General features: G+C 44.5%; 11 protein-coding genes. 9 read left to right on the plus strand and 2 right to left on the minus strand.

From position 1 onward, the window contains the following. The first annotated feature begins 218 nt into the window (after positions 1-218). On the plus strand, positions 219-1,610 hold the full coding sequence (locus NSS78_RS02105; RefSeq protein WP_226805314.1) for an amino acid permease: 1,392 nt from the start codon (positions 219-221) through the stop codon (positions 1,608-1,610). A 45-nt stretch (positions 1,611-1,655) separates the two neighbouring features. Here the strand turns inward: NSS78_RS02105 and NSS78_RS02110 are convergent, their stop codons facing one another. Next, entirely contained in the window at positions 1,656-3,149 is a 1,494-nt protein-coding gene (locus NSS78_RS02110) for a peptide MFS transporter (RefSeq protein WP_044140493.1), read from the minus strand. A 262-nt stretch (positions 3,150-3,411) separates the two neighbouring features. Here NSS78_RS02110 and NSS78_RS02115 point away from each other — a divergent pair, with 262 nt between their 5' ends. From NSS78_RS02115 to NSS78_RS02150, 8 genes are all read left to right on the plus strand, one after another. Further along, a complete protein-coding gene (locus NSS78_RS02115) occupies positions 3,412-5,196 on the plus strand; it encodes a right-handed parallel beta-helix repeat-containing protein (RefSeq protein ID WP_212046366.1) in 1,785 nt (594 codons plus the stop codon). Positions 5,197-5,396: 200 nt separating this feature from the next. Continuing rightward, positions 5,397-6,722, plus strand: coding sequence for an LLM class flavin-dependent oxidoreductase (locus NSS78_RS02120; protein ID WP_212046367.1), 1,326 nt, complete (start codon positions 5,397-5,399; stop codon positions 6,720-6,722). A 17-nt stretch (positions 6,723-6,739) separates the two neighbouring features. Further along, positions 6,740-7,243 carry a GNAT family N-acetyltransferase gene (locus tag NSS78_RS02125; RefSeq protein WP_003214146.1) on the plus strand — a complete coding sequence of 168 codons (504 nt, stop codon included), beginning with the start codon at positions 6,740-6,742 and terminating at the stop codon, positions 7,241-7,243. Positions 7,244-7,265: 22 nt separating this feature from the next. Continuing rightward, positions 7,266-8,060: an amino acid ABC transporter substrate-binding protein gene (locus tag NSS78_RS02130; RefSeq protein WP_212046368.1), complete on the plus strand. Its 795-nt coding sequence runs from the start codon at positions 7,266-7,268 to the stop codon at positions 8,058-8,060. A gap of 24 nt (positions 8,061-8,084) precedes the next feature. Then, positions 8,085-8,759 (plus strand): amino acid ABC transporter permease, encoded by a 675-nt coding sequence (locus NSS78_RS02135; RefSeq protein ID WP_003214174.1) that lies wholly within the window; start codon positions 8,085-8,087, stop codon positions 8,757-8,759. 12 nt (positions 8,760-8,771) lie between these two features. After that, positions 8,772-9,518 (plus strand): amino acid ABC transporter ATP-binding protein, encoded by a 747-nt coding sequence (locus NSS78_RS02140; protein WP_003214010.1) that lies wholly within the window; start codon positions 8,772-8,774, stop codon positions 9,516-9,518. A gap of 33 nt (positions 9,519-9,551) precedes the next feature. Then, positions 9,552-10,709, plus strand: a complete 1,158-nt coding sequence (locus tag NSS78_RS02145; RefSeq protein WP_050945494.1) for an amidohydrolase — start codon at positions 9,552-9,554, stop codon at positions 10,707-10,709. Then, the gene (locus NSS78_RS02150) at positions 10,700-12,034 is read left to right on the plus strand and encodes an MmgE/PrpD family protein (protein ID WP_212046369.1); all 1,335 of its coding nucleotides are present in this window, start codon (positions 10,700-10,702) and stop codon (positions 12,032-12,034) included. The genes NSS78_RS02145 and NSS78_RS02150 overlap by 10 nt, the downstream gene beginning before the upstream one ends. A gap of 63 nt (positions 12,035-12,097) precedes the next feature. On the opposite strand, the gene NSS78_RS02155 is transcribed toward NSS78_RS02150, so the two are convergent. Next, positions 12,098-12,943: a GAF domain-containing protein gene (locus NSS78_RS02155; RefSeq protein WP_003213998.1), complete on the minus strand. Its 846-nt coding sequence runs from the start codon at positions 12,941-12,943 to the stop codon at positions 12,098-12,100. Positions 12,944-12,964 lie beyond the last annotated feature (21 nt).

Raw genomic sequence — 12,964 nt, forward strand, 5'->3', positions numbered from 1 at the left:
CTTTCATCTTTTATTTGTGCGAACATTATTAAAATAAAGACTTTGAGACAGTGACCATAGAAGGAAGCATATTTATTATAAAAGATGTATAATTAGTAGGTTGTTTTGAAAATGGAATGAATCACATGGAGACATGTTTTGATAAGTTATCATCTTAGAAGAAGGAGGGCATCATTGTGGATGTTGGACAAAATCAGCCTGAGCAATTGAAAAGGGCGATGACCTCCCGCCATTTATTTATGATTTCACTTGGCGGTGTCATTGGGACAGGCTTTTTCTTAGGAACGGGCTATACGATTGGACAAGCAGGGCCAGTTGGAGCCGTTCTTTCTTATATTGTGGGCGGATTGATTATGTATTTAACCATGCTGTGTCTTGGAGAGCTGTCGGTCGCACTTCCTGTGTCGGGGTCTTTTCATACGTATGCGACGAAATTTGTCAGCCCTGCAGCGGGTTTTGCGGTTGGCTGGATTTATTGGCTTGGCTGGGCAGCAACGGTCGCCCTAGAATTTTTATCAGCAGGACAGCTGATGAGGCGCTGGCTTCCGCAAGTGGATGTGTGGATTTGGTGTCTCATATTTGGACTGTGTCTTTTCTTATTAAACGCCCGGTCGGCGAAAGCGTTCGGGGAGTCGGAGTTTTTCTTTTCAACCATTAAAATTATTGCGATTTTACTTTTTATAGGTGTAGGCGGAGCGGCGATGTTTGGTTTTATTGAAACAACGAGCGGTGAACCTGCCCCTTACTTCAGTCATTTTGTGAGTGATGGGCTGTTTCCAAATGGATTGCTTGCCGTTGTGGTCACGATGATCACCGTGAATTTTTCATTCCAAGGAACAGAGCTGATCGGGATTGCGGCAGGAGAAAGTGAAAACCCTGAGAAAACCGTTCCTCGCTCAATTCATCAGACTGTTTGGCGTACACTCGTCTTTTTCGTCCTATCTATTTTCGTCTTAGCGGGTATGGTGCCTTGGAAGGAAGCGAGTGTGCTGCAAAGTCCGTTTGTTACTGTATTTGAGAGAACGGGCATTCCTTTTGCGGCAGATATCATGAACTTTGTCATTATCATCGCTTTATTATCTGTTGCCAACTCTGGCTTGTACGCATCGACGAGAATGCTCTATTCCTTATCGAAAGAAGGAATGGCAGGAAAAGCATTTAGACGCGTGAATCAGCGCGGTATTCCGATGAATGCCTTACTGCTCACGTTCCTGTTTACAGGGATTTCGCTATTATCCGGGTTCTTTGCAGAGAAAACAGTTTTTGCCTGGATCGTGTCCATTGCCGGCATGAGTGCCCAGACTGGCTGGATCACCATTACCTTATCACAAATGCTTTTCCGCAGAAGATATCTTAAAGCAGGTGGAAAGCTGGAAAACTTAAAATTTAAAACCCCTCTTTATCCGGTGCTGCCGATTATTGCGATCACACTCAACACCATTGTTTTGGTCAGCCTTGCCTTTGATCAGGAGCAGCGCATCGGGTTATATGTCGGCGTCCCTCTCATGATCATTGGGTATGTCGTCTATCACCGCTATGTGAAAAAGCATCAGGCGAAAAGTGAACCGCTTAAGCTGCAAATTCATGGAGATGATGAGATCCGGTTTTAAACTAGAAAAAAGAAGCCAACCCAATGGGGAGGCTTCTTTTTTTATTTAATGAATACCTTTCATCGCTTTCTTAATCACTGGTGTTAAGAGCAGCATCACACCGCATAAAACGATGGCGAGCAATCCAATGATACCGAAATAGACGGTTTCTGGCACTTTATCAAACAGTTTGACCACTTGGGCATTGATCGCCTGTGCCATCGCATTTGAAAGGAACCAAAGGCTCATTGTTTGCGCTGAGAAGGCAGCAGGTGCAAGCTTTGTTGTCGCTGACAGCCCAACAGGTGATAAGCAGAGCTCTCCGATCACGACGAGGAAGAAGCTCAGAACGAGCCATAATGGACTCACAAGTGTATTCGGACCAGACATGTAAGCAGGAATAATCATAATGATAAAGGATAATCCTGCAAACAGAAGGCCAAGTGAGAACTTAATCGGGGTAGACGGCTGTTTCTTTCCAAGTCTAATCCACAACCAAGCAAACACAGGAGACAGCAGCACAATAAAGATTGGGTTCAATGATTGAAACCACGAAGAGGCAAGTGTCATCCCAAGGAAATTCAAGTTTGTTCGTTGATCTGCATATGTGGCTAGAATGTTTGAGCCTTGTTCTTGAATCGCCCAGAACATCACCGCAGCAAGGAACAAGGGAATATAAGCGAGAACCCTGGATTGCTCCACTGGGCTCGTCTTTTTACTGAAATACATGACGATGAAATACACAATCGGAATGAGCACACCAAGGACACTGACAAACCAAGTGAATAGATTAATCGTGAGTGCGCCTGTTTGAATGCCAATGACGACAAAAACAGCGAGCACAATGGCAATTAATGTTCCGAAAATTTTGAAGTTCTTGCGTTCAGTAGCTGATAACGGATTTGTTACATAAGTACCGGCAAGACCAAGATTCGGTTTTTTCGTGATCACAAATGTAATCAGACCAACAAGCATCCCAACGGCAGCAAGTGAGAATCCGAGGTGGAAGTTCACTTTTTGACCGAGTGTTCCGACAATTAATGGGGCAATAAAACCGCCCATGTTGATCCCCATGTAGAAAATACTAAAGCCAGAATCCCTGCGTGGGTCTGTTTTGGAATACAAGTCGCCAACAATGTTTGAAACATTCGGCTTCAGAAGACCTGTCCCAATAATAATCAGCCCCATACTAATAAAGAGCGCTGTTGCACCGCTTGGCAAAGCCAAAATGACATGTCCAAGCATAATGAAAACCCCGCCATAAAAGACCGTACTGGACGAACCGAATACTCGGTCGGCGAGCCATCCGCCAATAATGCCTGACATATAGACAAGCGCACCGTAGACAGACATGATCGAATTGGCTGTCGTCTGATCAAAACCAAGACCGCCCTTTGTCACCTCTGTGTACATATAGTAAATAAGCAGTGCACGCATGCCGTAATAAGAGAAACGCTCCCAAAATTCAGTGAAAAACAGTGTGTAAAGTCCTTTAGGATGTCCAAAAAAACCTTTTTGAGGAACACTTTTAACAATTTTATCGTGGTCAATTGTTGACATGGCATAGATCCTTTCTTAAAAAAAGAGATATGAGAAAAATGATATTCTTGTATAGTTCTTGTGTCAATATAAAACTATTCTAAAACAGGAAAATGTTAGTTAAATAGGCGTAAAGACTCAAAAAACGAAAAATTCTTTCAAGTAAGAATGGTCAGAAAGTTATATTGGGAGAATTTATTTAAAATTTGAAGGATTGTACAAGCAAAACTTTTACACATGCATAGGATGACAAGAGGACATGTGTGAAAAGGAGGGGTTTAGATTGGGGGAATTGAATGAATCTGATCTAAAAAAACCTGTTGTCAATGTTCAAGATTTTGGTGTAGTGGCGGATGGGAAAACGGACTGTACAGCGAGGCTCAATGAATGCTTAGAATGGACGAAAGCGCAGGGGTATTCCCATATCTGGCTGCCGAGCGGCACGTATGTCATCGATGCTGTGTACAGAGGTGATCAATTTTTTCCTTTTCGGGGTGCGGGTATACGTGTGCCAAGTCATATGACCATTGAGATGGCGCCGGATGCCGTCATTAAGGTGAGGCCAAATGATTCGTGGGGGTATGCGGCCTTTTATATAGGAAAGGTTCAGCATGTGACCATCCGGGGTGGGCGAATCGAAGGGGATCGCCATGAGCATGTGTACAAGTCGCTTCCCCCTGAACGAAAAACCCATGAATGGGGCTTTGGGATATGTATTGAAGGGGCCTCTGATGTGGAAGTGAATCGTGTACAAATCAAGAATTGTACGGGAGACGGCATCATTGTCAGTCCCCACGGTTTATTATCACAAGCTGAATCGTACTCGCCTGCTTCATCTATTCACATTTCTGGCTGCCACATCACAGATTCAAGACGAAACAATATCTCGATTACAGGCTGTGATGGAGTCATTGTGGAGGACTGCCTGCTGGAGAGAGCAGGAGTTGACGGAGTCGAGCCGAGAATGGGCATTGATATTGAAGGCTACGGAGAAAATGCGGTTAATATGGAGGAACCACTGAATATTCAAATTCGAAACAACATTGTAAGAGGTGGTGCCGCAAGCTCCATTTATAACTTCAACGGCTATGGTGTCATCATTGAAGGCAATCACACAGACAGCAGTATCTCCTATGGCTTTGCCACCGAAACCATCATTGCCAACAATTTGATCCGTGCAGTAGGAGGAGGCGTCACAAAAGCTGGGATTACGAGCTTAGGAGTCTCTTTTGGTCAAACGGAAAACAATGTGATCATTATTGGCAATATGATTGAGGGATTTGAAAAAGGGATTGATGTGAGGGGCGATAGTGTTCACATTACAGGGAATAAGATCAGTCTATTTGAAGATGCGGCTTTGTCCGTTTATATGGCGAACCGTATTCTAATAGAAGGAAATCATATTGAATCGGGGACGAATATAGGGCAAAGAAGCGCAGCGCTGCGTATCTATCAGTCGGATAGCGTCGTCTTTTCAAACAATACGATTTACTCGGTGATTGATGGAGCGATGGTGAGAGGAACGAATATCCTGATCCAGCACAATCAATTTAAAGATTTCAGCAGAGGGATCTGGGTGCAGGAAGGAGAAGCTGGAGTTAACGGCAACCTCTTTATTCAAGAAGGACACCCAGAGCTAGGGTCTTCGTATACGATCAGTGTCACTGGAAATGCAAAGGCTTTCATTTGGCAAAATCGCTTTAAGCACTACCAAAACTACGCCGTATACAGCAGCACGACGGGTCCATTAGAAATCAAAGACAATTCCTTTGAAGAATCATCTTTATATGTCGTGATGTATATTAAGAACGGTTCACCACAAATCGGAGATAACCGCTTTTATTTAAATCGTTCGATCGGACAGCCGACGGCGATCTTTATCGATCAAGCCGCCTCAGCCCGTGTGCTGCGGAATAACATCATTAATTTATCTCCTCAAAAAGCGATTGCCGTCCGCACCATATCTTCCACTCATTCCGTGATCGCCCATAACATGCTGGAACGCAGCCAATTGATGACACATACTACAGATCGGCTCATTGGGAATATTGAAATCGATACACCGTGATAAACGGGTGAAATCCCTAATTTTGGAGGTTCAGAAGGCGGTTGACAATCCTGTAAAAAGGGCATATAGTAATAATTATTTTTCATTTTTCGCAACATTTGCCCTTTTTTTATTGATAAAACCGATTAATTCAATCAGAAAAATGTATCTTACGAGGACTTCAGTTTGATACATCAGGATATAGAAAGGATGAAGAACAAGTGTCACAGCCGAAAAGGAAGCTCAAGCTAGGCGTATTCATCGCAGGAACTGGACATCATGTTGCCTCTTGGAGACATCCGAATGCCGTATCAGATGCAGCCATGAACCTGGATTATTTTAAACAATTAGCGAAAAAAGCAGAGGAAGGAAAGCTAGATTTACTCTTTTTAGCCGACAGCTTATCCATTAATCAGACCTCTCATCCGAATGTACTGACGAGATTTGAACCGCTTACCCTGCTTTCGTCCATTGCTGAATCTACTTCATCAATTGGTTTAGCAGCAACAGCATCCACTACATACAGTGAGCCTTTCCATATTGCAAGACAGTTTGCTTCCCTTGATCATTTATCAGGCGGAAGAGCGGCATGGAATGTGGTCACATCTTCTATTGAAGAAACAGCGAAAAACTTTAGCGGAGAAGAGCATTTAGCCCACCATAAACGATACGAGCGAGCAGAAGAGTTCGTCGAGGTCGTGAAAGGTCTTTGGGATTCTTGGGAGGAAGACGCCCTTGTCAGAAACAAGGAAACGGGAGAATTCTTTGAATCTAGTAAGCTTCATGAGCTCCAGCATAAAGGAGAGTTCTTCTCAGTACGAGGTCCTCTCAATGTATCACGCATGCCTCAAGGGCAGCCAGTGATCATTCAAGCAGGATCATCCGAAGATGGTCAAAAGCTTGCAGCAAAAACAGCTGAACTCATTTTCACAGCACAAAACGATCTCAAAAAAGCGAAGGAATTTTATCAAAGCTTAAAGGAGAAAGTAGAGGCTGCTGGTCGTGCTAGAGAGGACGTCAGCATCATGCCGGGCATCTTCCCGATTATTGCTGATACAGAGGAAGAAGCCAAAGCGAAATATGAAGAATTACAGGAGCTGATTGTTCCTGAGATTGGGCTGAGCATTCTGCAAAACTACTTAGGTGGGATTGATCTGTCTCAGTATCCTTTAGACGGACCGCTTCCAGAGATTGATCCAAGCACGTCAAATGCGGTAAAAAGCCGTTTTGATCTCGTGATGAATATGGCGAGAAAGGATCACCTGACCATTCGCCAGCTCTATCAATCGGTTGCCGGCTCTCGTGGTCATAATATTTTCATAGGTACACCGCAGCAGCTCGCAGATGTGATGGAGACATGGATCAATGAAGAAGCAGCAGACGGCTTTAACGTCATGCCGCCGCTATTGCCAGAAGGGCTGGATATGTTCGTAGACCGCGTCGTCCCAATCCTTCAGGAAAGAGGCTTATTCAAAACAGAATATACAGGACAAACTTTACGAGAAAATCTAGGATTAACTGAGCCAAAAAATCGCTACACGACATAAGGGTGAGGTGACTAACGTTGGGATACACGTTTCGTCTGGCAACAGAGGCAGATATAGAGGCACTGCTTGAACTGACAACAAGAGCCTATGAGCCAATTCGTGAGCTCGGCATCCAGTTCCAAGCAGCACATGCTGATTTTGCTCTCGTTCAGAAAAATGTACAAAAGAATCTTTGCTATGTGATGGAAGAAAACGGAGAGCTTCTATCCACCTTGTCGCTCCGTATGCCTTGGGGAGAACAGCCAGGCCCGTTCGGCGTCCCTCATATTTGGTGGTTTGCCTCAGAACCATCCGCCAAAAAAGGGACAGGCTCTGTCTTGCTGGAATGGGTGGAAACCGAAGTGTTAAGGGATACCTTGAAGGTGCCATACGTATCTCTAGGTACAGCTGATAAGCATCCGTGGCTCATCGACATGTATGAGCGCAAAGGCTACGTCAGAGCAGGAGAAAAGGATTTAGGCAAGGGGCACATCACGGTTTATTTTAAAAAACAACTAAGATCAGATATCACACAACCATAAAAGGAAAGAAGGGTATACGAACATGAAAAACAAAAAGTGGCTAGTCGTTCTATTTGCAGCAATGCTGGCAGTTTTAGCAGCTTGCGGCGGGGGCGATCAGGGTGAAGGCAAAGATGAAAAAGTATTAAAGGTAGGTGCCACAGGACAAAGCTATCCGTTTGCCTATAAAGACAATGGTAAGCTTGTTGGCTTCGATGTCGAAGTAACTGAAGCGGTTGCGAAAAAGCTCGGCTACAAACTAGACTGGCAGCTGAGTGAATTCAGCGGACTCATGGGACAGCTGACATCTGGTAAGCTGGATACAGTGTCAAACCAAGTCGCAGTCACAGATGAGCGTAAACAAACGTTTAATTTCACTGATACGTACGCTTATGCAGGAACACAAATCATCGTGAAAAAGGACAACAACGACATCAAAGGTCTTGATGATTTAAAAGGAAAAACAGTGGCGGCGGTTCTTGGCTCTAACCACGCCAAAAACTTAGAAAGCAAAGACCCGGACAAAAAAATCAATATTAAAACATATGAAACGCAAGACGGTGTCTTAAATGAAGTGGCAAATGGCCGCGTAGATGCTTATGTCAACGGACGCAGTGTATTACTTGCTCAAATTGAAAAAACAGGTCTGCCACTCAAAATCGTTGGCAACCCAATTGTGTATGAAGAAGTAGGCTACCCATTTGCCAAAGATAAAAAGCATGACAAGCTAAGAGAAGAATTTAACAAAGCGATTAAAGAATTAAGAGAAGACGGGACACTTAAGAAATTGTCTGAGAAGTATTTCAAAGACGATGTCACAGTGCCAATTAAAAAATAACGACAGCGGCGGTGAAGAGCAGACATGAACAAAATTGATTGGCAGTATATGGTGACCGTTTTTCCGACATTGATCCAATACTTGCCGATAACGATCTTCATGGCGATTGTCTCCATGGTATTTGCCATTATCATTGGTGTGGTATTCGCGCTCATTACGAAAAACCGGATACCTGTTTTATACCAATTTGCCAAGCTGTATATTTCTTTTTTCAGAGCGGTTCCAACCTTGGTTCAGCTCTTTCTCATTTATTTTGGTCTTCCGCAGCTATTCCCTGCGATGACCTCAATGGATGCCCTAACAGCGGTCATTATCGGATTAAGTATTAAAAACTCAGCATACTTAGCAGAAATTTTCAGAGCGGCCCTCAATTCTGTAGATGAAGGGCAACTGGAAGCTTGTCTATCTGTCGGCATGACAAGATGGCAGTCTTACGTCAGAATTATTTTCCCGCAGGCAATTAGAAATGCGATTCCAGCGACGGGGAATACCTTTATCGGTCTTTTAAAAGAAACATCTCTTGCCTTTACGATTGGTGTGGCAGAAATGTTTGCACAAGGGAAGATGATTGCATCGGCGAACTATAAATACTTTGAAACCTATTTAGCCGTAGGGATTGTGTATTGGGTGATGACCATCATTTATAGCTTCCTTCAAGACCTATTTGAACGAAAAATCAGCAAACCTTACCGGAATTAAGGAGGTGTGGACATGATCAAGCTCAGCAATTTGAAGAAATCATTCGGCGAACTTGTCGTCTTAGACGGAATCAATCTCGACGTGCAAAAAGGGCAGGTTGTGGCCATTATCGGACCTTCTGGCTCCGGTAAATCCACCTTGCTGCGCTGCTTAAATTTATTAGAAATACCAGATGAAGGCACGATTGAAATTGGCGATGCGAAGCTCGATGCGTCTAAATATACACGAAAAGAAGCCCATCACCTGCGTCAACAAACGGCCATGGTGTTTCAAAACTATAATCTATTTAAAAACAAGACAGCACTGCAAAACATCACAGAATCACTGCTTGTGACGAAAAAAATGACGAAGCAGCAGGCAAATGAGATTGGAATGAAGCTGCTGAAGCAGGTAGGGTTAGAGCAAAAGGCTGACAGCTATCCAGTCACGTTATCTGGCGGACAGCAGCAGCGAATTGGGATTGCCCGCGCATTAGCGGTTGATCCACATGCGATTCTACTCGATGAACCAACGTCAGCACTTGATCCAGAGCTTGTCTCAGGTGTGCTTCAAGTCATTAAATCCATTGCGATTCAAGAAACAACGATGATCATCGTCACACATGAAATGGCGTTTGCAAGAGAAGTGGCAGACCATGTGATTTTCATGGCGGATGGTCATATTATTGAACAGGGCACACCAACTGAGCTATTTGATGAAACGAAGAATGAACGGACAAAACGATTTATCCAAAAAGAAGCAGCGGCTGAAGAAGCATAAGCTGCTTTTTACTCTTTAGAGGGGTGAGTATCAGTGAAATCAATAGGAAATGAAGCATTAAACAAACGTTTAATTAACATTCGCCGAGCGCTTCATGAGCATCCAGAGCTGGCATTTGAAGAACATGAAACGACTAAAAAACTGCGCAGCTGGTTAAAAGAAGAAGGGATCACCGTACTCGATTTTCCAGCTCTTCAAACAGGTGTTGTCTGTGAAATCAAAGGAGAACAAGAGGGACCAACAATTGCCCTGAGAGCCGATATTGATGCACTTCCGATTGAAGAAGCATCTGGCGAACCATTTTCTTCAAAGGTACCGGGGAAAATGCATGCTTGTGGTCATGATTTCCATACAGCTTCTATCTTTGGAGCGGCTCTTTTATTAAAAGAACGGAAACACGAGATCAAAGGAACGGTCCGCATTTTGTTCCAGCCGGCTGAGGAAGTCGCGCAAGGAGCGAAACATGTCATAGAGGCAGGCGTTTTAGATGGAGTGGATGCGATTTTTGGTATGCACAACAAACCTGACCTGCCAGTTGGCACTATAGGCATTAGAGAAAAAGCGTTGATGGCAAGTGTAGACCGGTTTGAAATCAATATAAAAGGAACGGGTGGTCATGCCGGTATTCCGAATCATACGGTGGACCCGATTGCCATCAGCGGGCAGATCACAAGTGCTCTTCAGCAAATCGTTAGCCGCCGCATCAGCTCATTGCATCATGCAGTTGTCAGTATCACACGCATTCAAGGTGGTACTTCATGGAATGTGATTCCTGATCGTGTTGAGATGGAAGGAACCGTTCGGACGTTTGAGCCTGAAGTAAGAGCGATGATTCCAGAGCTTATGAAACAAATCGTGAGTGGGATTGCCGAGGGATTTGGGGCGAAAGGTGAAGTGAAATGGCATCCGTATTTGCCTTCTGTGTTGAATGACGATCGTTTGACAAAGGTGGTCGAAGAAACGGCAAGTGCACTGGATCTCACAGTAGTTCAGGCAGAGCAGTCACCGGGCGGAGAAGATTTTGCCCTTTATCAAGAACACATTCCAGGCTTTTTCGTATGGATGGGGACAAGCGGTACCGAGGAATGGCATCACCCTGCCTTTACATTAAATGAAGGCGCACTTCCTGTTGCCGCTGCCTTCTTTGCTGAGCTTGCTGTTCGGGCATTGGAGTCACGATCATGGAACTAACAAAACAACTGGCAGAGGCTGTACTGTCTGCTCATCCACTTCAAGACCAGAGGGCGGTAGAAATGGCTCGAAATGGTTTGTTAGATGCTGCGGCAGCAGCGCTTGCTGCGAAAGAGGATGAAGGAATTCAAAAGCTCATGGCACTGGTGGAACAAGAAGGCGGAGCAGCTCAAATTCCTGTCATTGGACAAGGGAAGAAGGTCAGCCGTCAATCCGCAGCCATGCTGAACGGCTACCTGATCCATGCCCTTGATTATGATGATGTGCATTCAGATGTGAGAGGACACCCAAGTGCAGTCATCATTCCAGCATTGCTATCACAGCTATCAGACGGCAAAGGGTTTGGCGATCGATTTTTAGCAGCCTACATCACAGGTGTTGAAGTGATGGCAAGGCTTGGCGAATCCATCGGCAAGGCGCATTATGAGCGGGGCTGGCATAATACCGGAACCCTTGGAGCCATTGCGGCAGTATGTGCCATTGGATATTTAAAACAAGTCTCGCAGGAAGAGCTGACGAAGGCAATCGGCTTTGCTGGAGCGCAATCGGCCGGAATGCGAAAGCAGTTCGGCTCTGATATGAAGCCATTACAAGCCGGCTTAGCGGCTAAAACAGCTGTCTGGTCTATGGATTTAGCTTGTTCAGGTTTCGGCGGGAATGAAACGGTTCTTGATGGCACGCTTGGTTTCTTTTCTCTCTATGGAGATCAGGAGCGTGCGGAAAGTCGTTTACTAGAGGGGTATGGTATAGCGTGGCGTATTGTCTCGCCGGGGCTGTGGTTCAAAGTATACCCGTTCTGTTCAGCTGCGCATCATGCAGCCGATGCGATCCAATCCTTAATGAAAGAGCATCCTTTCTTACCGGAGCAGGTGAAACAAGTAGAGGTCCTATTCCCGCCTGGCGGAGATGCAGCGCTTATTGAGCGGGCACCTTCGACTGGAGAAGAAGGACGATTCAGTGCCGAATACGTGATCGCACTTGCCGTGTTTGGACAGACGCTCACGCTGGATCACTTTACGAAAAAATCCATTCCATCACACATGCGCACATGGATGAAGCGGGTGAGCAGAGGATATGATCAAACGATAGAACCCCATCCAGACGCAGTCCCAAAAGGTCGCTTTACGATTGTGAAGCTTACCTTATCTGATGGCACCATCATTAGCGAACGAGTCGATATTCCGCGGGGCGCACCAGGCCATGCATTATCGAAAGAAGACATCATGCAAAAATTAAACAGTGTCACTGACGATTCACATGCACAGAAGATTGTACAAGTTATTGAAGACGGAAACGATTCTTCTTATTTGCAGCTGTTGGCATGATTGAAAAAGAAGAAAAAGGGCTAAAATAAACATCATTTTAGCCCTTTTTGTATATATCATTTCTTAATCCATTTTGGTAAACGTCAAGCCAATATGAGCAAGTGCCTGCGGCAAGTCTTTCCGAATGGTGATGTCTTTAAATGAAATATTCGATTGAATCGCACTTAAAGCAAGGTCTTGTTTAATCCCTGTTAAAACAGCCGAAATCCCTAAAAGTCTCAGCGTTTGTGCATAGCTGACCAGATATTGAATGCTCTGTTCATTCAGGCGTTTTGTTCCCGATACATCAATGACCAAATGAGAGAGCGACAGCCTATAGCTTTCCTGTAAAATGGTTTCTAATATATGCTGAGCACGTGTCTCCTCGATATCACCAAGTAGAGGAAGCACGGCGACACCGTCAACAACTGGGACGATCGGTACAGATAATTGCTGAATCTGCCGGTTGGCACGGTCTAGTTCGAGGACGTAGCTTAATAGAGAAGCCATCGTTTCAAACATATGCACATGCTCTTCTGTGAATTGCTGCGGTCTTAAATCAAGCCCGCAAATCGTTCCGTAGTTCGTACCATCTGTAAAATCAATCGGCACGCCGATGAATGATCCGCCTTGAAGACGTTTCGTAACTTCTAAGTATTTAGAACGATCATCCAATGATATATCAGGGATCACAAGCGTATCCTGATGATCAACCGCCAGCTTGCAAAATGTCTTCTCGTAAGGAATTTCTTCTCCTTCTTCAAGAAGCTGCTCGTCATGATTTAGCACCTTGACAATCTGATTGGTGGTTTGATCGTTTTTAGCAATAAACAGTGTATTCACATCAGTGAATTGACTCATCATATTTAGAATACTCGTAGAAGCATCATGAAAATTGCGAAACTGTTTTAATAGTTGTTGACGAGGCATTGTTTTAGGACTCCTTGTAGC

The sequence above is a fragment of the Bacillus sp. FSL W8-0920 genome, assembly GCF_038593215.1.
Classification (GTDB): domain Bacteria; phylum Bacillota; class Bacilli; order Bacillales; family Bacillaceae; genus Bacillus; species Bacillus pumilus.